The sequence below is a fragment of the Methylocapsa sp. D3K7 genome (assembly GCF_029855125.1).
Lineage (GTDB): Bacteria > Pseudomonadota > Alphaproteobacteria > Rhizobiales > Beijerinckiaceae > Methylocapsa.
In genome coordinates this window covers 1,961,894-1,982,838 of record NZ_CP123229.1, presented here as the reverse complement: position 1 = coordinate 1,982,838, position 20,945 = coordinate 1,961,894, and the positions used below count along the sequence as shown (strand labels likewise).

At 57.3% G+C, this 20,945-nt stretch carries 13 protein-coding genes and 5 pseudogenes; 10 read left to right on the top strand and 8 right to left on the bottom strand.

Annotated elements, in window-relative coordinates:
- Nucleotides 1-180 precede the first annotated feature (180 nt).
- The 6 genes and pseudogenes from QEV83_RS09050 (at nt 181) to QEV83_RS09025 (ending at nt 7,024) form a co-directional block, all read left to right on the top strand.
- Nucleotides 181-1,701, top strand: a complete 1,521-nt coding sequence (locus QEV83_RS09050) for a DNA methyltransferase (RefSeq protein ID WP_280130858.1) — start codon at nt 181-183, stop codon at nt 1,699-1,701.
- Between the two features lie 142 nt (nt 1,702-1,843).
- Entirely contained in the window at nt 1,844-2,194 is a 351-nt protein-coding gene (locus tag QEV83_RS09045) for a DUF5681 domain-containing protein (RefSeq protein WP_280130857.1), read from the top strand.
- Nucleotides 2,187-3,665: a phage terminase large subunit gene (gene terL / locus QEV83_RS09040; RefSeq protein ID WP_280130856.1), complete on the top strand. Its 1,479-nt coding sequence runs from the start codon at nt 2,187-2,189 to the stop codon at nt 3,663-3,665. Before QEV83_RS09045 ends, terL begins: the two co-directional genes overlap by 8 nt.
- Nucleotides 3,666-3,870: 205 nt before the next feature.
- Nucleotides 3,871-4,389, top strand: a complete 519-nt coding sequence (locus tag QEV83_RS09035) for a hypothetical protein (RefSeq protein ID WP_280130855.1) — start codon at nt 3,871-3,873, stop codon at nt 4,387-4,389.
- A gap of 148 nt (nt 4,390-4,537) precedes the next feature.
- On the top strand, nt 4,538-5,371 hold the full coding sequence (locus QEV83_RS09030) for a dienelactone hydrolase family protein (RefSeq protein WP_280130854.1): 834 nt from the start codon (nt 4,538-4,540) through the stop codon (nt 5,369-5,371).
- A gap of 1,014 nt (nt 5,372-6,385) precedes the next feature.
- Nucleotides 6,386-7,024: pseudogene (locus QEV83_RS09025) on the top strand (2OG-Fe dioxygenase family protein).
- 233 nt (nt 7,025-7,257) lie between these two features.
- Here QEV83_RS09025 and QEV83_RS09020 read toward each other — a convergent pair.
- Nucleotides 7,258-7,922: pseudogene (locus tag QEV83_RS09020) on the bottom strand (HAD family hydrolase).
- Nucleotides 7,923-8,471: 549 nt separating this feature from the next.
- On the opposite strand from QEV83_RS09020, the gene QEV83_RS09015 reads away from it, so the two are divergent.
- Nucleotides 8,472-9,806 carry an adenylate/guanylate cyclase domain-containing protein gene (locus QEV83_RS09015; RefSeq protein ID WP_280130853.1) on the top strand — a complete coding sequence of 445 codons (1,335 nt, stop codon included), beginning with the start codon at nt 8,472-8,474 and terminating at the stop codon, nt 9,804-9,806.
- Nucleotides 9,807-10,378: 572 nt separating this feature from the next.
- Here QEV83_RS09015 and QEV83_RS09010 read toward each other — a convergent pair.
- Nucleotides 10,379-12,097 (bottom strand): DUF885 domain-containing protein, encoded by a 1,719-nt coding sequence (locus QEV83_RS09010; protein ID WP_280130852.1) that lies wholly within the window; start codon nt 12,095-12,097, stop codon nt 10,379-10,381.
- A 228-nt stretch (nt 12,098-12,325) separates the two neighbouring features.
- Here QEV83_RS09010 and QEV83_RS09005 point away from each other — a divergent pair.
- Nucleotides 12,326-12,537 (top strand): annotated as a pseudogene (locus QEV83_RS09005) (IS6 family transposase); the annotation flags it as partial.
- Nucleotides 12,538-12,778: 241 nt separating this feature from the next.
- Here the strand turns inward: QEV83_RS09005 and QEV83_RS09000 are convergent.
- Together QEV83_RS09000 and QEV83_RS08995 are read right to left on the bottom strand one after the other, a co-directional pair.
- The gene (locus QEV83_RS09000; RefSeq protein ID WP_280130851.1) at nt 12,779-13,906 is read right to left on the bottom strand and encodes a pyridoxal phosphate-dependent aminotransferase; all 1,128 of its coding nucleotides are present in this window, start codon (nt 13,904-13,906) and stop codon (nt 12,779-12,781) included.
- A 284-nt stretch (nt 13,907-14,190) separates the two neighbouring features.
- Complete coding sequence (locus QEV83_RS08995; protein ID WP_280130850.1) at nt 14,191-14,667, bottom strand: NUDIX domain-containing protein; 477 nt, start codon at nt 14,665-14,667, stop codon at nt 14,191-14,193.
- Between the two features lie 213 nt (nt 14,668-14,880).
- Between QEV83_RS08995 and QEV83_RS08990 the strand changes: the two genes are divergently transcribed.
- Nucleotides 14,881-16,497 carry an NAD(P)/FAD-dependent oxidoreductase gene (locus QEV83_RS08990; RefSeq protein ID WP_280130849.1) on the top strand — a complete coding sequence of 539 codons (1,617 nt, stop codon included), beginning with the start codon at nt 14,881-14,883 and terminating at the stop codon, nt 16,495-16,497.
- 218 nt (nt 16,498-16,715) lie between these two features.
- Nucleotides 16,716-18,020, top strand: a pseudogene (locus QEV83_RS08985) (DUF763 domain-containing protein).
- Nucleotides 18,021-18,076: 56 nt separating this feature from the next.
- On the opposite strand, the pseudogene QEV83_RS08980 reads toward QEV83_RS08985, so the two are convergent.
- The 4 genes and pseudogenes from QEV83_RS08980 to QEV83_RS08965 all read right to left on the bottom strand — a co-directional run bounded on the left by QEV83_RS08980 (nt 18,077) and on the right by QEV83_RS08965 (nt 20,718).
- A pseudogene (locus QEV83_RS08980) lies at nt 18,077-18,405 on the bottom strand (antibiotic biosynthesis monooxygenase).
- A gap of 118 nt (nt 18,406-18,523) precedes the next feature.
- Nucleotides 18,524-19,345, bottom strand: coding sequence for a uroporphyrinogen-III synthase (locus QEV83_RS08975; RefSeq protein ID WP_280130848.1), 822 nt, complete (start codon nt 19,343-19,345; stop codon nt 18,524-18,526).
- A 747-nt stretch (nt 19,346-20,092) separates the two neighbouring features.
- Nucleotides 20,093-20,344: a hypothetical protein gene (locus QEV83_RS08970; protein WP_280130847.1), complete on the bottom strand. Its 252-nt coding sequence runs from the start codon at nt 20,342-20,344 to the stop codon at nt 20,093-20,095.
- A gap of 197 nt (nt 20,345-20,541) precedes the next feature.
- Nucleotides 20,542-20,718 (bottom strand): hypothetical protein, encoded by a 177-nt coding sequence (locus tag QEV83_RS08965; RefSeq protein WP_280130846.1) that lies wholly within the window; start codon nt 20,716-20,718, stop codon nt 20,542-20,544.
- Between the last annotated feature and the right edge of the window lie 227 nt (nt 20,719-20,945).

Below are 20,945 nucleotides of genomic sequence, written 5' to 3'. Positions count from 1 at the left end.
GTTTGATGGTTGAAATTCATATATTTATCAAATACTTATAAAATGTTGACAATGGTTGGAAATAGACGTATGGTTCTCCATCGTTTGTAGGCGAGTCTTTCAAAAGTAGGCAGGCCTTGGCGAAATCGCCGCTCCAGATCTCGGTCCGGAGTTCGGTTTCCTCTTGCCAAAGGCTGTCCCATGACTAAGCGCCTCGATACATCCGCCCCTCCCGTTGGCAAACCATCCGTTTCCAGTTCCGCGCCGGTCCGGGCGACGCGAAAGATCGCAAAGCAGGGTTTGGCCTTTTCGCCGGGCCTCGCGCTGGCGATTAGCTACGTCTCGCCAACCGAACTCGCTGAATACAGCAACAATCCACGCACCCACACTCCCGACCAAATTGGGAAAATAGCCGAGAGTATCAAGGCATTCGGTTTTGTCAGCCCGCTGATCATCGACGCTGACGGGGGGCTGATCGCGGGCCATGGCCGAATGGCCGCCGCAAAGCTCCTAGGGCTGGAACGCGTTCCAGTCATCTGCCTTCACCATCTCAACCACGCACAACTGAAAGCCCTCCGAATTGCTGACAATAGGCTAGCTGAACTGGCAGGGTGGGACCAAGACCTGCTTGCGATTGAGTTTTCCAGCCTCCTTGAACTGGATGGCGATTGCGATCCGAATTTCGAGTTGGAAATCACGGGCTTTTCGTTTGGCGCGATCGATCAAACCATCGAAGCTGCCAAGAAGGGCGATGTGCCAGACCCGGATGATTGCTTTGAAGCCAATTTTGAAGGACCTACCATCTCTCGCCTCGGCGATTTGTGGCTAATGGACGAGCATTGCATATTGTGCGGAGGTGCCCGTGACGACAAGGTTCATGCGCGTGCTCTGGACGGTTCATTGGCGCAAGCGGCGATTTGTAATCCGCCCTATAACGTAAAAAGTGAAGGCCACATCTCGGGCCTCGGCAAGGTTAGGCATCCCGATTTCGTCATGGCTTCCGGTGAGATGTCTGGCCAGGAGTTTACAACATTCTTGACAGTGTTCCTCTGCGCAACGTCGGGGTCATTGGTCGCAGGCGGTGTCTTGTTTGTTTTTATGGACTGGAGACACCAGCGAGAGATACTCGATGCCGCGCGTTCGGTCGGTTTGACACTTCTGAATGTATGCGTGTGGAACAAAGGTATGGGCGGAATGGGGAGCCTGTACCGCTCACAACACGAGTTCGTTTTCGTCTTGAAGAAGGGTAATGCCTCTCATAAAAATCGGGTTGAATTGGGGCGCCATGGTCGCTGCCGCACAAACGTGTGGTCGTATCCCGGCCTTGCAAGCTTTGGACCCAATCGTACCGAGCAGCTCGCCGATCATCCGACGATAAAAAACTGCGCGATGATCGCCGACGCGATCCGCGACGTCTCTGATAGAAATGACATCGTCATGGATCCTTTTTGTGGGTCTGGCACGACGATCCTTGCAGCGGCAAAAATCGGACGACGAGCTCGAACCATCGAGCTTGATCCAAAATATGTCGACGTCGCGGTGCGGCGCTGGGAAAAATGGTCCGGCAAACAGGCGCGACATGCTGACACCGGGTCAACGTTCGCGGAAGTGGCTGCCCGGCGAGCCAGCAATCCCGAAGTGGCCTGTGATCCCAATCCCTCTGTCCACGAGAGCCTTACCCCGCCGCCGGCGCGGGTTCGCAAGCGCATACGCGCAGCCTAAGGGGAGGGTCCGCCATGCGCAAGTCGGATAAATCTTCCGAACGAGCTGATTACAAGATCGGCAGGGGAAGGCCTCCCCGCCATACCCGGTGGGAGAAAGGCATATCGGGAAATCCCGGGGGCAAAAAAAGGGCACGGTCAATTTGGAGACCACGTTTCAGGAAGCCCTGATTCGACCTGTTACCGTCACGATGGACGGTGAGAAAAAAGTCATCTCCGCCCTTGATGCGCTGGTTATGCGACTCCTCGATGCTGGTATCAAGGGCGACATCAAAGCGATCAACTCGATTTTCGACCGAATTGAGCGCCTGATCGGATCTAACCGGCAGCAAGATACGGAGACGAGTGCGGAGGATATCGAAATCCTTCAGCGCGTCCTAGCCAAGCGCGAGTTCTCCGGTTTAACCGACGACATGGTCAAGCTATCTGACGCGGACGAAGAGACGGACGGAAAAGATTTAGTGCTGGATGAGCGGGAAGAGGCCCGTGACTGAAATCGATCGCGTCGCACGCGCCTTCTACCGGCAGAGCCTACCGTGCTTCGTCGAACGCGTCTTCCGGACCCTCGAACCCGAAAAGATCTACCGGCACAATTGGCACATTGATCACATTTGCTGGCAGCTGTCGCGTGTGGCGCGCGGCGAGATCAAGCGTCTTATCATCAATGTCCCGCCTCGGTCGATGAAGTCGATCACGGTGACCGTGGGCTTCACCGCCTGGATGTTGGGACGCGATCCGACAAAGCGCATCATCGCTGTGTCCTATGCCGACGAACTGGCGCGCAAGCTTGCCATCGATACCGGCAGCGTCATGGAGAGCCAATGGTATCGGCAGTTGTTTCCGGCCTTGCAACCAAGATCAAAGGTGCAGCGTCGCCACGAATTCGTGACCAGTGCGCATGGGTATCGGTTTGCCTCGGGCGTTGGCGGCGCCGTCCTGGGTCGCGGCGGCGATCTCATCGTGATCGATGATCCCATCAAGGCGCTCGATGCTTTGTCCGAAGCAGAACGGCGCCGCGTCTGGGAATTCTACATCGGCACGCTCTGTACCCGTCTCGATGACAAGCAGAATGGCGCCATCGTGATTGTCATGCAGCGTCTGCATGCGGATGATTTGGTCGGGCGCATCCTGGACCTCGAAGGCGAGATCTGGGAAGTTGTTTCGATCCCGGCCATCGCGGATGAAGACAAAGCCTTTCAACTCAGCGATGATCCAGAGGATGTCTATTTCCGCCGCGCCGGAGAAGTGCTGCACGATGCGCGCGAGCCGATGAGCGTACTCGAGGCCATCCGCCGGGCGCAGGGCAGTCTGAATTTTTCGGCCCAATATCAGCAAGCGCCGGTGCCGCCGGGTGGCAATGTGATCAAGCGCGACTGGCTCCGCTATTATACGACGCCGCCGGGGCGGTTCGACCGAGTGGTGATCTCCTGGGATACCGCTTCGACCCTGTCCGAGACCAGCGACTGGTCGGTCGGCACGGTGTGGGGTGCGGCTGGCCTTGAATTTTACCTCCTCGATGTGTTTCGCGAGCGGCTGGAGGCTCCAAATCCGCGCCGGGCGATCATCCGGATACATCAGCAGCATCATGCTTCTGCGACGCTGATCGAACAGACCGAACTCGGCCGGGCTTTGGCGCAGGACCTCTACCAGACCCGCCATTTGCGGGCGATCACCCTGCGCCCGGAAGGGGACAAGCTCGCGCGGCTTTTGGCGCAAGCTGCGCGGTTCGAGGCCGGACAAGTGCATTTGCCCGAACGGGCGCCATGGCTCGCGGCCTATTTGACCGAACTCTTGGGATTTCCCAATGCACCGCACGACGATCAAATCGATTCCACCTCGCAGGCGTTGAATTGGTTGACGTCCCGCAGACCCCCCAACCAGCCGATTGTCCGTCGAGACGTCCGCCGCCGTGATATTATCGCACGAAAGGATACAATCGATAATAGGAATGAGAGGGAAGAATGATCGCGAGTCAAGAGGACAGACTTTTCGGAAGCGACAGGACAGTATGACGCCGCGAGCGCCGCAATCGCGGAGGTGCCTCGCGCGATGGCGCGGTTTCTAGTCGACGAACATCGAGAGGATATTATGAGCAAAAAGGATGAGTTGGTGGCGCAGTTGAAGGATCTGCCGAGCGGGCCGATCGCCGATACCTTTGAAGGCGCGGGTCGTGGGGTTGCTTCAATCTTGCTGGGATGAATTGTCAGGCTCCAACTACACCAAGATGGAGGCTCGTAAACTAGATCGAGCAGAAACTTTGAAATGGAATCCGCCTAGACTGCAATTCACAATCGAACGTCATGGCGGATACTTAGTTGGTGGAAGCCGCGCGGAATTGCAACATTGGGACGCGAACCTGGAAACAGGCATCGCTTCCTTTGAGGAACGTGGCTACAGGCAATTGAATGCTTTGAGTCCGCGGCTAAAGGTCGAGCCGATCGTAGATTCTGTGATTGAGGCAGTGCAGGCACGCAAGACGTTGCTGGGGGACGCGCTTGTCTGGGTTGCTGATGATCAAGTTCGCATCAAACAAGCGGTGTTAATTCCGGACGACGCCTCGAAACAAACGATGAGCGGTCGCCGGAAACGCTTCCGATCTGCAATGCAGTCTGCAATGGCGGCAATCGGATGGGATATCATCGTAGAGCGACCGGCACTCAAATTCAAGAAAAAAGTCGCCGCAAAATAACTCTTGATCAGCGGGCGCATTCAGACATGTCAAAGCCGACTCAAGGGATCAGGAAATTTTCTCTATTGACGAGCGAAATTCAAAATACCGGATTAATTCAGTCCGCAGTAAGGCTGGTTATAACCAAGATTTTTCGAGGAATTCAGCCATGTGGATCGTGCGCTTTTTGATCGCGAGTGTTTTCGCCTCAATTTTCGCCATGGTGGCGGCGCAGGCGGCGCCTCAAAGGGTGGCCTTACCAGGATACGACGGCGTAACACTCCAGGGCTGGTTGTATACGCCTGAGACCGCCGGCCGTCATCCGGCGGTCGTTGCGCTGCATGGATGCGCTGGGCTCAATGACAAAAGCGGCGCTCCGAGTGCACGCCATGCCGACTGGGGCGAACGGTTGTCGATGTCAGGATTTATCGTTCTGTTTCCAGACAGTTTTGGCTCGCGCGGCCTTGGATCGCAATGCAAGGAGAGCGAGCGGGAGGTTCGCCCGAGCCGGGAAAGGGTTGCAGACGCCAATGCGACCTTGCGCTTCTTGGCCGCCCGCGATGACGTCGACACGACGTCGATTTCCCTTCTTGGCTGGTCGAACGGTGGCTCGTCGACGCTTTATGCCGTAGAGCCTAACAACGCCCCGGACGGCGTCGATTTCGCCCGCGCCATCGCGTTTTACCCGGGCTGTCGGGTCCCGCTCGAACATGGCCGCTGGGCGTCCCGCATGCCGCTCCTCGTCCTGATCGGCGCCGATGATGACTGGACGCCCGCGGCGCCGTGCGCCGATCTCGCCGCGAAGGCGAAGGCGCATGGGGAAAAAGTCGATATCGTTGTCTATCCGCAAGCCTATCACGATTTCGATCACCCAGACTTGCCGGCGCACACTGTCGATGGTCTCGCCTTTACGGCCAATGGCAGCAGCAGCGCGCATACCGGGACGAACCCTGCGGCGCGTGCCGACGCCATCAAGCGCGTCGCGGATTTTCTCTCCCGTTAGGACCGGAGGTGCCTTGCCCAGCGCACGCACAGCAAAATCACGTCGCTCGGAAATCGGCGGCCATTGAAGCCGGATACGGCGGGAAACCTCGGCGAAGCGCCGACGATCTCACCGTCTGTGACCAGCGAATGAACAGAGCTCGTTCAAATACAGTAGCGGAGCATGGAAATGGCGCAATCGCGAAACATTGAGATCGACTTTGAAGTGCATCAACTCATAGAGAACGAGCGGCGAGGCTGATGGACATTCATTCTTAAGCCTGGAAAATCTCGTTAATATAACTCCGTCAGGGTATGGCGCTTTTGAAGCCATTTCGGTTTGTGGGGACGCCAGCGATTGATTTTTCTTGCGGCAGTTGAGGGCTGGGCGCCACTATTGACAAGCAATAACCATTAACGTGTCAAAGCCACCGAAACCCTTGCCAAACGGGGGCGTCCGCATATGACTAAGACGCAGGCGAGGATTTTTTCAGTGAAAAGCTGAGCACCTAAAGTTACTAGTCAATCGGCTTTCCGGTGCGGCGCGCCGTCGTCTCTGTCGTTTCGCGTCTTGATGTGTACGACGGCGCCAGGGGCGCGGCTCCGCGCGGCGATTCGGCTGCGGCCTGCGCTATCCTAAGGCCTCGATCAGTCTTTTTTCCTGGGCGTTGGTCATTGCCGTTTGAACATGATAGTGAACACGGATCTTAGCAAGGCATTTGGCCTCAGAGCTTCGCTCGAGCTTGATCAACATCTTGAACGTCAGCCTACGGGCTCGCACTCCGAGGTTGTCGCCAACACTACGTTCGCCTTCAGCACCGAGCTTTCGGACCAATGTCAATTTTCGAAATGCAGTAAATCGCCAAGCTAATGATTGTGCGTCGGGCACCATCACTCGATTCATGTCACTCCGGCGCCCTGGACGCTCGATGACCGGGGATATTTCCGTCATCGTCGAGGAAGTTCGATTTGCGGGGTTTAGTTTCGCACCTGCCGAGCAATTCCGTGCCCTCCTGACGCCTACGGCGCTTGCCGAATGGCCATCCTTCGCAGCGAGTTGGGAGGCCTCGGCGTCGACACCTACATGGCCGACGGCGGCCGTTATCGCCGCCGACGCTTCGCCGCCTTCGCCGTTTCCTCCGAAGGCATTGTCCGCAAGGCGCACCAGCCGCATTATCAGAGCCGAGATTACAACCTACTCAATGGGGGCATCGAGCGTTGGTTCGAACCGGTGACCGAGGCCGTCGCCACCCATCCGGTCACCTTGGGTCTTCTCTATGCCGGCCGGAAGGTGTTTGACGCATTGACGCCAGCGCCGGACAGGCCGCAGGCTTGGCACGTGGAGCTGCATCAGTTCCGGATCGAAGCCCACCCCGGACAAATCGGCCAGCCAACGCCCTAGGGGCTGCATCGCGACGGCGTCGACTGGGTGCTCGTCATGCTTGTCAACCGAAAGAATGTCGAACGCGGGGTCACGACGATCTACGGCCTGGATCACCGCCACTTGGGCGACTTCACGCTCACCGACCCTCTGGATGCCGTCTTCCTGCAGGACAATCGGGTCTTTCACGGCGTGACGGCGATCCGTGCGCTGGAGCCCAATGAGGTCGCGCGCCGCGATGTCGCGGTCATCACCTTTCGCGCAGCCCCGCTGTGCCTGCTCGACCCGGGTTGAGGCGCATGTATGTAAACGCCTTCAATCGCATGCGGAAATCCCGCCGACTACCTGACGGTCATCCACCCTCGCGATCCCATACAACAGCGGAACATACGGCTTGATACGGCGCATCTGCAGCTCGGAAAGCAAAAACAAATCATCCAAATGAAGCCTTGCGCGAGACCGCAAGGCAATTGATGGGCCCGAGCCTAGCACTGGACACCCAGGGTCTCAGCCGGATAGCGATCCTTTCATTGCCGATCGGCAACCTCATCGATGTGACGCAAAAGGTCGGCGGGATCTTCGTAGACGCGATACGCCCCCGCGCGCTCCAGCTCTTCCTGGCCAATAGACCAATTCCCAATGTCCGGGCGCGGCGGCTCGCCAGCATGTCCCAGACGCTGTCGCCAACGACCGATGCTGTCCCAATTTCAACTCCCAACCGTACCGCAGCGGTCAGAAAAAGATCCGGATCGGGTTTGGCAAATCTCACTTGATCGCGGGTAACGATCACAACGTGATCAAAATCGATTCCGAGTTGCGCCAACACCGGCCGTGCAGTCTCCATGTGACCGCTGGTCGCGATTGCCCAGGGAATTTGAGCGTCGGTCAAATATGTAAGCAGCTCCCGCGCGCCGGGGAGAGGTTGTACATCAAGCGATTGCCGTTTGTATGCCGCGGTGTGAAGGTTTCGCAGTCGTTCGACCCGCTCAGGGCTGATCTCCTGTCCGGTCCCTCGGAGAAGCATGTTTGTAAAAAGGCCGCCACTCATCCCGACCTTGCGGTGGATGCGCCATATGGAGAGATTGATCCCTTCGATCTTCAGCGCTTCGTGCCAAGCCAGCACGTGCTGATAAACGCTATCAACGAGCGTGCCATCGAGATCAAAAAGAAAGGAAGTTTGCGAGCGCTGCATGGGTTTCCGATATCTTCCGAAATTATTTCGAGAATTGTATCCGAACTCTCGCCTTCCGAGAATGCCGATTCCGCTGACAGTGTGGCAAGACCGCAAAATGCCTTCAAAGGGCGACTCGACGTTGTAAATCCAGCAAGTTGATACCGCGCGCGAGAAACTAGTCTTGAAAAGACATTGGACTTCAAGCGATAATGTGACATCGACCAACGCAGATCGGAACCAAATCGTAAACCGATACGAGGCACGAATCTGGCGCCTTCAATACCTTCGAGAGGAAGTGGTGGACAAAGACCCATACGAGATCCTGGGCGTGCAACGAGGGGACTCGGCCATGGAATCTGGAAGCTAGCAGAAGCGCCCGGCCAGTGGATTGGAAAAAGGTTCTGGCTCGGAGACCGTATAGTTAGTGTTGGTCGCGGTGTACTCCTTCGAGAGAGGAGTTGACGTGTCGAATATCCACCCAATACGCTATCTCACCTTATCCCGTCACCATTTTCGTGCACAAACGAAGGGAAACCTTTCATTCTGCAAGGGATTAGGGACAATTCGATGAATCGATTGCGCGACCTTGTTCGTAGTCAACCGAAGCACGGTTTCGAATTCCCGTCCTGGCTCGACCGCCTGGTCTCAGTTGGGATAGTCACGTCGGACCCGCAAGTCGGAAGACGCCAGCGGTTCACCAATGTTGCCGCCTACGCGACTGCGGCGAATGCCGGGCAGCATTTCGTCATCAATATTGTCCATGCGTTCCAAGCTTTAGCGATTGTTCACGTATACAATGCGCTCATTATAGTCGTGGCCCTCATGATTCCTCGACTGCATCGTTTTGGCGACAACGCGGCAGCGATCACGCTGCTGTCGTTGATTATGATGGGCCAACTGTTCATTGTATGGATACTTGGTCGAGACAGTGGCCTCCACATTTATTTCACGCTTGCTGGGGCAATGCTGTTCATGTTTGGCATCGAGCAGTGGCGTCTTTTTCTGGTCTGGTTCATTTTAGCGTGCGCGGCGCTCATCTTCGTGATGCAATTCGCGCCCGAACGGGGGTTTTTGTTGGTTACGGATGCCAGTTTCCGTCGGGCCCTTTCTGATCAGGCGATGATCAACGCGATTGCTATCAACGCAATAATGATTTTCTGCGCCTTAGCTGCGTTGCGGCGGGCCGAATCTGAACTGCAGCAGCAGCACATGCGCTCAGAGGCACTTATCGAAACCGTAATGCCGTCCTCGATCGCGGCTCGCCTCAAGTCGGGCGAAGAGAGAGTTGCCGACCGTATCGAAAACCTAAGCGTCCTTTTCGCCGACCTTGTCGACTTCACGGGCGCAGCCCATAACTTACCTCCTGGCGAGGTGGTCGATTATCTCGACAGCCTTGTGTGCGCCTTTGATGCACTTTGCGAGACCCATGGCGCAGAGAAGATCAAGACCATAGGCGACAGCTACATGGCGGTCGCTAGACTGCAGGAAGCGGACATTGCTGGAGCAATTAGGATCGCCCGGCTCGCGCTTGCCATGCTCGAGATGATCGACGAATATCCTCCGCTTGGAAATCGCAGATTGAAATTGCGGCTCGGCATTCACTGCGGCCCGGCGATTGCTGGTGTGATTGGGGAAACGCGCATCGCCTATGATGTGTGGGGCGAAGCCGTTAACATGGCCTCTCGAATGGAGTCGCAGGGAGTACCAGGGCGAATTCAAGTCAGCGAGCCATTCCATTCGCTCACTGCGCCCAACTTCATCTTCGAGGAGCGCGGGACAATAGACATAAAGGGACTCTGCGCGACTCGAACGTTCTTTCTGGTTGGGTCACGAGATATAGCATCGGATTGTGGGATGATGGCCGGTCGTGTTCTGCCATCTGTCCGATTTTTTAATACGTAAGGGCATAGGCAATCTGAACGACAATCCGATAGACGAGATCAACTACGGCCAGTGGGTTCGGGCAGTCGTCGAACGATCTGCGAAATGGGTTGCAAAGGTCCAAATCGATAGCTGCGAGGGAGCCCGGGCATTGGAGATGGCCAAGTTTGCCGTCGATGTAGCGCTCGTTGGAGTTCAACTCGTGATTCCCCGGAACTACCGAGCGCGCCGACTTGTCTGGTGCGGCCACCGCGCCAGGAGTTTTCTAGACACCGGGAATAAGCAGGCGCGCCGGCAAGTCTTGTCTGTAGCAACGGAGCAAAACCGCGGTGGATGGGGACGAAAACATGTCAGACGACAAGCCGCCTGCAAGCTTTTGCTTCAAATCACTAAAAAGAATGGCGATGTGGTTTGCGAGAACGGCGACGTTTCGTGGGCTGGATTGTTGGACGGGCATTCGCAATGAGGAAGGCTGACAGGCATGCGCTCTTGACCCTCGTCGAACTGCTTCGGCTCTAATCCTCACCACCAATCCGGGAACGTCGGCAGGGCGAGAGTGATTTGACAGCAGCTCTCGCGGCTGCCTCGGACCATCAGAGAACCGAGCCGTCCACGCCCATCATCTCGCGGCGGATGATCTTGATGGGGACCAAGCCGCCTGCGAGCAGGCGATCATGAAAGTCAATCAGGGAAAACTGAGTGCCCATCTTCGCGCGGTAATCGTCGCGCAATTTCAAGATTTCAAGCTTTCCGAGCGTGTAGTTGATGTACCCAGGATCCCTCGTCCCTCGATAGGCTTCGCGCCGGGCCTCGGGCTCCGGCGAACCGCATTCATTCGTGAAGATCTTTGTAGCTTCGTCGAGGCTCTTGCCTTTGGTGTGCATTTCGATCGACGCGATGAAGCGGCAATCGCGCAGCAATGCCATTTCCAATTGGGCAACCTTCAGCTTCGGGTTGCCGTCGCCAAGGCCTTGCTCAACCATCATGTGCTCGGTGTAATGAGCCCAGCCCTCGGCGGTGGAATAGGATTCGGCCATCCGCCGCGCCAGCGACCAGTCGGGATGAGCGCGTGCTGTCAAATATTGCATGAAATGGCCCGGCCAGACCTCATGCGTCGATATGATTTCAAGCCCGGCGAAGTAGTAGGCTTCGAGATATTGTTCGAGCTTGTCCGCTGCGAGCCCTGCTTCAGGTGGCGTGACATAGTAAAAGGCCTGCGTCGCACGCCATTCCAGGGGGCCGGGTGGGTCCATTGCCGCCGCGGCCATCGCGCGTTGGAAACCCGGGGTTTCTTCGACTTTAGGCAGGAGATCATTGGGAATGGTCGCGATGTGGTGGTTGAGAATAAAAGCACGCAGGCCGGCGAGGTCATCACTCGCGGTCTGGATCAGTGTATCGGATGTTGGATGCTGTGCGCGAATCTCCTTCACCACGGTCTCGATTGGCGCTGTTGGATCGACCTCTTGGGCCGCCTCGAACAAGGCGTCTTGGTCTGTATGCAGCTTCGCATAAGCAATACCGAGCAGTCTGTTCGGCGGAATATCAACCATCTCGTAATAGGTCAGGCGCTTGGCGAACAAGTCGGAGCCGAGCGCGAAATCGCCATCCGCCTTAAATTTCAACTCCTGTTCGAGATAGGTCTTATAATTGTCAAAGGCGGCGATCGCGGACTCATTCGTCACGGTAAATTCACGTTTGAGCTCTTGGTCCTCCACGGGGGCAAAGGCCGCAGGCGCGCCTGACTTCAGGAAATCGATTGAGCCCGCGACATTGCGGATCGCGATGTCGACGAACGCCAGCGGCGGATGCTCGACATTGATCTTGCCGGTCGCGAGCAATACCGGAATCTGCTTCTCGCGGGCGATGACCGACCGCAAGCGATCCGCGAGCGGCGAGAAATCCCGATGAATGAGGTTGAAGATTGCCGAGGTTGCGATGTTCACGTAAATGTCCGGGTCCTTCTGCCAGTACCTTATCGTCTCAAGGTCCAGAAGCTTTCCTTTGATGCTGCCGATCAGCATCTCCCGATCATCGCGGTCGCCGGCTGACAGCGTCGCCGGATCGATTGCTGAGAGCGTATCGAGCGCCTTGTGCAGCCGCGCTGCGTTTTTAGCCTTGGCATCTCGGCTCAGATCATCGACCTCGGCGTCGAAATCATGCACGCCAATGTCTGTCGCAGCGATCGGGTGAGCTCGAAATTCGTCATTGTAAAAGGTCTCGACGACACTCTGAAACGACTGTGCCCTGGCCGGCGGGGCTCCCAGGAGAACGGCAGCGGACAACGCCACTCCGGTCATGGTTTTCTTTAACATCGAAATCGAGCTCCCCATCACGAAAGTGTAGAGCTTTATAGAGCATATTGTGAATTGGATGTCGAAGCCGGGGCAATGAGCGACAATGCCCTATTGCATGTTAATCCTGACGTTCTTACCTCTTGAGGATTGCCGGTTTTGTCCCGCTCGAACACGATAGCATTCGCCGTGACCACGAAGTTTAACTGTCGCTCGCTCTTCGTATCGGGAATATCATGGCGGTCGGTGGCAAACAATCGAGCCGAGAATTCGCAACAACGGATCCGGCGACAAGAATGCAAGATGCAGGTTTTCAAGTGTCCTGGGTCAGCACAAAGAGTTCTCTCAACTTACGCAGCCACCTACACACTTTCAACGTCCAACGTCATCGCATTTCTGCAAGGACGCACCGAGAATTTCGTGCGCCGGCTATGAACATGTGGCGCGAAGGCAGTCGCGGTCGTTTGAAAATATTCGAGACGCAGACTTCTCGCGTTTTTTTCAGCGATGTGACAACGCCTCGTCATCCAATAGCCTTGCGATACAAAAGCTGTGTAGCGTTGTTAGCGCAGATGCTGGCCGCAGCGCCGCGGCACCGGTGGATCCTTGTTCAGAGAAAAGTGTGTCCGTGCGATTATAGTATTCTAGAACGGCGCAGGCGTACCTTTACGTCGCGTCGCGTGTAACGCGATATGAAGAGGCTCAGTCCCGCAGTGCTTGCACGCCGGCGACCAAACGCCCGATGCCTTCCAAGGCCGTGGCAGGTTGCAGGGCGCCGTAAGCGACTCGGAGGTGGCACCCTTCCGCGAGGCCAAAAGCGTCGCCGGGGATCACCGCCACTCCATGTTCGCGGATTAGACGCGTCGCATACGCCAGCGGTTTCAGTCGCGACCGCAGGCGTAGGATGAAGTACAGAGCACCTGACGCGGGATTGACGTCTGTCAGACCGGCTTTTTCCAGAATACGAAGTTGGCGATGCACCATTGCGCGCGTCTCCGCGAGCGCGCGGACCTTCTCCTTTACGAATGTGCGTCCTTGGCTGAGGGCGCCGGCAGCGGCATATTGGGCAATCACCGGCGGGCATATAATAACGGTGTCTTGAATCTTCTGCATCGCCGGCTCAAGCTCTGTGGGAAAGACCATCCAGCCGATGCGCCAGCTGGCAAACCCGTAAGCCTTCGACATAGAAAACAGCGAAATCGTGTGAGCGGATGCGCCAGGAATCGACGCCGGCGAGAAGTGGCGAGCGTCGTCGAAGGTGAAGTATTCGTAGACCTCGTCGCTAATATGATAGATTCCATGTTCCGCGCAGAGCGCATTGACCGCCCGTAGCGTCGTTTCTGGATACACTGCACCCGACGGGTTGTTGGGCGAAACGGTCACGATAGCACGGGTGCGCGGCGTGATCGCGGCGCGGAGAGCTCCGAGATCCAGTTGGTAGTTGCTGTCGGTCGGCGCGAGAACCGGACGAGCGTTGACCATGGTGATGGCCATCTCGTGGTTGAAATAATATGGGACAGGAAGGATGACCTCGTCGCCCGGATCGAGGATCCCGAGGGCGACATTGAGGAAGGCCTGGTTTCCGCCTGCGGTGACCATGAGACGGTTCCCGTGGACCTCACCGACTTCGATACAGTTCTCAGCCGCGAGTTTTTGGGTAATGCCTTCCCGGAGCGGAAGGACCCCGGATACATCCTGATACTTGTGATTCGACGGCTCGGCGAGGAACCGCGCGATTTCCGTGACGGCTGCGGACGGGGGCCCATAGTTAACAACGCCTTGGCCAAGTGAAATGGTGCCCGGATGGGCCCTGATGAGGTCGGCGATCAATGGGATGATCGGCGTTTGGACGGACTGGAGGCGGCGGGATTCGGGCATAGGAAACTTACCGACGGGCGATTGGGGAAATAGGCCGTGATCCGAGTGGCATTGACACGTTAACGACTATTACTTGTCAATGTCGCTGGCCGGCCCGTAGCTGCTCGCTGTAAAATCAAACACTTGCCATTGTCGTCTCACATCCCAGGGCGTGCCTCGCAGCCGAGCGATGGCGCTCTCGGCCGTGGTGCCGCGGAGCTTGCCGACACGCAGCAACGTGGACCTATTTCGTCACTTCACCACCGTTCTGAAAGAGGTGCGCCCAACATGACCTCGGCGATGCGGGCACGTGTTCCGGGGGTCGTATTCTCAGGAAGAGCGTCGTGAGAAAAAAAGCCGTGTGCGGCGATCTCCCAATTGGGTACTGGCACGCGCTGCTGGCGGAAGGAGCGCACAATAAATACCGCAACGTGGTCGCGCTGTGATATCCGGCTGTTGAAGAACAGGCCGTGCAACACCGGCGGCTCGAGAATTTCGATATTGCCCTCCTCCACGAGTTCGCGAGCCAGGGCCTCGGCCATCGTCTCTCCGGGTTCCACCCCGCCACCCGGCAATTGCCAGCCGGGGACATAGGTATGCGTTACAAGAAAGATCCTTTGGTCTTTATCAATCACGAACCCGCGAACACCGAGTGTCACCCCCCTTGTCCAGCGCCAATAAAGGTGAAAGGCCCGGCGGATCGTTGGCTCAAAGGCTTGCCGCACTCTGTTCATTCGAGTCGTGGGGCTGTGAGAAAGTGAGTGGCATATATTATGCCTTTCCCCCATAGAGCTTGAACCAGCAAAAGCCAACCCTAATGACACTCCTTGTTGACCATTTGAGGGGCCGCCAGCCGGGAGCTGATGCTTCTATTCGCACGCGGCGCTTCTGTCCAAACGCGCCTTTTGCAGTATGATCCTCGCCATTCATGGTTTGTGAAAGGGCGGATGATGTACGATGTGGTCATCATCGGCGGTGGCCACAATGGTCTTGTTTGCTCCGCCTATCTGGCAATGGCCGGTCTCAAGGTATTGGTGCTCGATCAGCGCCCCGTTGCTGGAGGCACCGCGGTTACGGAAGAGTTTAGTCCAGGCTTTCGTAATTCGGTCGCGTCGTATGCTGTTTCTCTTTTGAACCCAAAAATCATTCGTGACCTCGATCTTGCCGTGCATGGACTGCGGATCGTCGAGCGCCCGGTCTCTAACTTCCTGCCTTTGGGCGACGGAAGCTTTTTGAAGGTCGGCGGCAGCCACACGAAACGAGAGGTGGCGAAATTCTCGGCGCGGGATGCAGAGCGTCTGGATGATTATCAAAGCCGCTTGGCGGCCATTGCGAATATCTTGCGTGCCAGCGTGCTCGAGACGCCGCCAAATGTCGTCGAGGGCAGCCCTTTCGCCGTGATCACCGAACTTCTCAAGGCCGGCCGGGTAGTCAACAGAATTCGAGGCCTCGGACTCGATCTGCAGCGCGATTTGCTCGATCTCTTCGCCGCTTCAGCTGGCGATTTCCTCGACGGTTGGTTCGAAAGCGCGCCAATTAAGGCCGCCTTCGGCTTTGACAGTGTAGTCGGCAATTATGCAAGCCCCTACACGCCGGGCTCCGCCTATGTTCTCTTGCACCATGGCTTCGGCGAGGTGAACGGTAGGAAAGGCGTCTGGGGCCATGCGATCGGCGGCATGGGCGCCATCACCCAAGCCATGGCGAAAGCTGCCACCGCGCATGGCGTGGACATTAGGCTTTCGACGCGAGTGCACCAAGTCCTAATCGAGAACGGACACGCGATTGGCGTTGAGACAGACAAGGGAGAAACCATCCGTGCTGCGGCCGTCGCCGCGGGGATCAACCCCAAACTTCTCTACCTTCATCTCGTCGAGGCGCACGCCTTGCCCGAAGGATTCCGGCGGCGGATGGAAAACTGGCGTTGCGGGTCTGGCACGTTTCGCATGAATGTCGCGCTGTCCGAATTGCCAGATTTTACCGATTTGCCGGGGCACGCGCTGGCGGAGCACCACGCCTCTGGCATTATCATTGCCCCGAGCCTCGCCTATATGGAGCGGGCCTATTTCGACGCGCGTACTTTTGGCTGGTCGCGCCGCCCTATCATTGAATTGGTCATTCCATCGACACTCGATGGCACGCTCGCGCCGCGTGGCCAACATGTTGCAAGTCTGTTCTGCCAGCATGTCGCGCCGAAACTCTCCGATGGCTCTTCATGGGATGACGACCGTGAAACCGTCGCCGATCTCATGGTCGAAACGGTCAATGATTATGCACCGAATTTCCGGCCCTCGATTTTGGCACGCCAGATCTTTTCCCCTCTCGACCTTGAAAGAACATTCGGACTTATCGACGGTGATATTTTTCACGGAGCGCTCGATTTGCGGCAAATCTTCTCGGCACGTCCGATGTTGGGCCACGCGGATTATCGAGGTCCGATCGCGGGTCTTTATTTGTGCGGTGCGGGAGGCCATCCGGGAGGTGGCGTCACCGGTGCGCCAGGCCACAATGCCGCTCGGGAAATCTTGCGCGACTTCAAGCGCAAGCGCGTCAACAGGGCGCGATAGCGCTTGAATGAAAATGCCATGGGCGAGTTCGAACGCTTGAGTTCTACGCGTCATGATGTCGAAATGGTCGCAGAAGCGGTTTTGGGAGGTTTGTCAACGAGAACAAGTGACTCGATCCGGCCTATTCGGCTCTAGCGCTTGCGCAGACCTATGCCCATCGGCAGCGGTTTGGTGATAAGTATAATTTCAAAGTAAGCAAACGATTCGCAAGAGAACTAATGGCACAACGAGCTGGAAGCGCCGATCTTCCGCTGCATGGCGGGCAGGTGCCAAAGTGGCTGGCAGATCGCATGACCCGCCTCGGCACGGTGATGAGCGAAGCGATCGTCCATCATTACGGCTGCGACGAGCTGCTGCGTCGCCTCGCTCATCCATTCTAGTTCCAGTCCTTCGGGGCGGTGATGGGCATGGATTGGCACTCCTCTGGCATCACAACGAGTGTGATCGGCGCCTTGAAGCGGGGCTTGGCTCCGCTCTCGAATGAGCTTGGGATCCATGTCTGTGGCGGCCGCGGCAAACATTCCCGGCAAACACCGCAGGAGCTCATCTCAATCGGGGAGCGGGTAGGCTTTGACGGGTCGGCGCTCGCAAATACGAGCCGGCTCGTCGCCAAGGTGGACAGCGCCGCCGTTCAGGATGGCTTTGATCTCTATCTGCACGGCTTCATTGCGACCAACGATGGCCAGTGGGTTGTCGTCCAGCAGGGGATGAATGGCGACCGCAAGCAGGCTCGCCGGTATCACTGGCTTTCTGAAGGCCTGAAAAGTTTTGTCGAGGAACCCCACTCCGCCATCGATGGAATCGGGCAGGGTGAGATCATCAATCTCACCGATCAGCGTGCCAGAGCCTCGCGCCACTCTCAGCTTGGCGTTCTGCAATCCTTGGGTCCAGACGGGATCGCGCGCGAATTGTCGGCCCTGGCGAGTCGGGCTGAAACGCACGACACACAGACCGTTTCGATGCAGCTCCCTCTGCCTCATTTGGTCATGCCGGCTCATCACGATGTCCGTCCAAGCGACCTGCTGGCGCCGCGTCTTTACGCCAATCTGACTGCAGCAGCGGATCGGGCACCTATCGACTTCGCCGAACTGCTGCTCGTTCCGGGCGTAGGAGCGCGGACCGTGCGCGCACTGGCGATGGTTGCCGAGGTCGTGCACGGAGCACCGTACCGATTTACGGACCCGGCGCGTTTCTCCTTTGCGCATGGTGGCAAGGATAGGCATCCCTTTCCTGTGCCCCTTCGGGTCTATGATCAGACGATCCAGGTGCTTAAATCAGCAGTCCAAAGCGCGAAGCTCGGACGCGAGGAAGAGCTCGCCGCGCTGAAGCGGCTCGACGACCAGGCTCGGTTCGTCGAACGCCATACGTCAAGCCCTCCTGTGGAAGCGCTGATTACCGAAGAACGAAGGCTATCCCATTCCTATGGAGGCCGGAGCGTTTTCGGATGGGAGAGTCCTCTCAGAGATTACGCCGCCGACAGCGCGACGGCCGCCCCGCCTCCGGCTCGAAGCGAGAAGCTCTGAAGCTGTATGGACCGCAGCGGCCTGCCCTTACCGCAATTCCAATTGTGGAACATCAACTATGTGGGCGGATGCGTAGTCTCGATCGTCTGGATGACTTCGAACCCTTCGAATTCCGGGTGACCGAGTGTGAGCGGCTTGCGATCGCCCGCGTGTTGATGGGCCACGCGGAATTGTTCAGACTTGGTCCATGCCATAAAATCCTCTTGCGAGCCCATATTGTATGAGATGAATAGAGCACATAGTCCTCGCGTTCTGGACCCCGCAGCAAGTGAAATACCTGGAAGCCCTTGACCTCGTCGAGATGCGACTGACGTGTCACCCACAAATCCTCGAAGGCTTTGCATTCTTCCTTGATAACCTTGAAACGGTTCATGGCGATGAACATTTTTGACGTCTCCGAGGCGTGGTTTTTCTCTGCTCGCTTTTAATTATACCGATTTCTAATTGTGTTGCCTGTAATTCTCAAAAACTTCAGCTGGAGTTTTACGCCGAAACTCCAAGTGTTATGATTTGCCCAACGGACGCCCGTCGGACAATACCGCGTTGATTGCCTCAATAAACGGCCCGAGCTTCGGCGGGTTTGCTTCGATATCGACCCTTACGGCGAACTTGCGGAGCGCGACGCTGCATACCGGGCCGATTGAAGCGACAAGCGTTCGACCAATACTTTGTTTAAGCGACGCCTCTTTGCCGTCGTTTTGCGCGACGGTGAAAAGTTTGCTCGCCTGCGACGCGCTGGTAAACGCCACGAGATCGATCTCATCGCGGCCAAGCGCGCCGATCAGTCGTAGCAACGGCGCCGTGTCCTCCGGCAAGCCCCAGCGATAAGTTACGATTTCGATTACGTCCGCGCTCTCGCTTTCGAGCGCGGCCTGTAACTCACGATTGGTCTCACCGTGACGTTGCACTACGACGCGTTTGCCGCGTAACAGGGTCCTATGCATTTCGGCAAGCACCTCATGCGTCGTAAAAGGGTCTCTAGCAGCGCGGTCGATGCGCACCTTGCGCGAGTGCAGTACCGTGGCCGGCTTGGGGCCCCTTACGACCACCTGCGCCGAGGCCAGTCGCTGCAACAACACATCGGTTAGCCCTAGCGAATCTGTTGCAGCAAACAGGGCGCGTGTCCCGACGCCCGTCTGAAAAATGAATATATCGGGCGGCGCAGAATTCCAGGCACGGATCAACTCGTCGATGTGTGCAGGATCGACATCCGGAATTTCAGCCAGTGCGGGCGCCGAAAATGGCGTGCCTCCATACTTGCGGACCAGACTGGCAATGTGGTCACGCATCCGGCTTTCAAGAATGGCGACGGTTTTGTCCTTCATCGACGCGCGACCAAAAGTCTCCTGTCAAATATGTTATAATGCGAGCGCGTTCCAGGGGTGTCAATTTCCCCGTCCTGCGCGCGTAACGACGATTTCATGGATGATCCCCTGCCTGATCCAGAGACCATTACACGGCCGATGGGAAGGTCGACGATCCGGCCGCCGCGCCCAATTGTCCCGCTCTTGCCCAACGCTTCAACAAGCGTCTCGGCGGTGCCCGCAGACATCGTTGGATGGTCGGCTCAAAGCCCAGTGCCAGCTCATACGCTTCGGGCAATGTGGCATTGAGCATCAGTGCTATGCGATCGGTCGGTGTGATGCCGAATCCGACGCCCCCGCACAGGACAACGCCGGCTGTTTTCGCTTCCGTATCAGAGCGATGGCCGCCCTCGAGAACATCGATCCCGCAGGGTTATGTCGAGATAGTAAACCTTGATGGCCAGGCGTGCCCACATCAGCACATTCGAGGTCTTGGAAAAAGGCCCGGCACAAAACGAGACCGATACCTCCAAGGCCCGCCGCGACATCGGGCGGTGCGTCGAGAGAGAGCAACTTCGGGGGAAGGCTCAAATTTCTGGCCAACTCAGCGATCCTCGCCGCGTCTCTGCTGGCGAGAACAGGAACGGCGCCTCGCATCCAATGCATGATAGCCTCGAGTTTCAAATGCATCAGGAAATACACATCACCGCATACCGGGGGCAGGGTCTCAGCGAATCACGCTGTTCGGGTGCAATATAATGCTTTGCCCTATCGTTTCACGAAATCCAGCACGCCTGAGATTCTCCTCGTCACCAGCCGGGAGACGAGGATGAAAGCCGGGCTGGCGATCAGGTCGTGCGCCTTCAGCAGGCGATAGACCGAAACCTCTGACACGAAAAACTTTTCCGTATCGGGGAAGCGACGGCCGAGACCGGCCTCGATCGTCTTGCCGAGACCCGTGTCGTCGGTGATGAAGAGGTTGACGCGCGGCAGACGAAGCGCCTTTCGGTGCCGCTCCATCTGCTAGACGTCAATCTTGATCCCGGCGCGGAAGGGCGCCTGAAACAAGTTAGGCTCTGTGGCTGAGATGCAGTTCCACCGGAGCGTGTGCAAGAACGCCGCAAACTGGCGCGGCTGATCGAAGCCCTTGGATGCGAGGTCGGCCCAGCCCTCTTCTTCGAGGATCAAGCGGTCGAGTTCGTAGTCCCAGATTACTTCTAGGCGATTGCCTTGGGCGTCGTCATCCGCACAGGAAAGACGAACGGGAGAGTCTGTCCGGGACTCTTTGGTTCGATGACTTCGTCGACGAGCCAACGTCGCGAGCGGACCTGCACAAGTTCGCCCACGCGGGGCTGGCGGCCCGGAACAGTTTGAGTCGCTGCTTGTCGGGGCAATGGAAACTCCTCTGGCCTCGCGAGATGCCCCGCCCATAGTCACTCTTGCCCTTGGCCGTCGGTTCGGCGCCCATGCTCAGCCACCGCGACCGGTTCGGTGCGGGCGAAATTGATCGGCCGGCCGAAGCCGATCCTGGCGACCTTCCTGGTCAGGACCTCCATCCGATTCCCGATGCTGCGTTTGGCCAAGTGTGATGAATATGACAGAATATGCAAGAGTTAGCAGG

Excerpts from the sequence above, each read along its gene's own strand:
- QEV83_RS09050 (WP_280130858.1), top strand. The coding sequence starts at position 181 with ATGACTAAGCGCCTCGATACATCCGCCCCTCCCGTTGGCAAACCATCC.
- QEV83_RS09010 (WP_280130852.1), bottom strand. The coding sequence starts at position 12,097 with ATGTTAAAGAAAACCATGACCGGAGTGGCGTTGTCCGCTGCCGTTCTC.
- QEV83_RS08970 (WP_280130847.1), bottom strand. The coding sequence starts at position 20,344 with ATGGAGCGGCACCGAAAGGCGCTTCGTCTGCCGCGCGTCAACCTCTTC.
- QEV83_RS09030 (WP_280130854.1), top strand. The coding sequence starts at position 4,538 with ATGTGGATCGTGCGCTTTTTGATCGCGAGTGTTTTCGCCTCAATTTTC.
- QEV83_RS08990 (WP_280130849.1), top strand. The coding sequence starts at position 14,881 with ATGATGTACGATGTGGTCATCATCGGCGGTGGCCACAATGGTCTTGTT.
- QEV83_RS08975 (WP_280130848.1), bottom strand. The coding sequence starts at position 19,345 with ATGAAGGACAAAACCGTCGCCATTCTTGAAAGCCGGATGCGTGACCAC.
- QEV83_RS08995 (WP_280130850.1), bottom strand. The coding sequence starts at position 14,667 with ATGAACAGAGTGCGGCAAGCCTTTGAGCCAACGATCCGCCGGGCCTTT.
- QEV83_RS09015 (WP_280130853.1), top strand. The coding sequence starts at position 8,472 with ATGAATCGATTGCGCGACCTTGTTCGTAGTCAACCGAAGCACGGTTTC.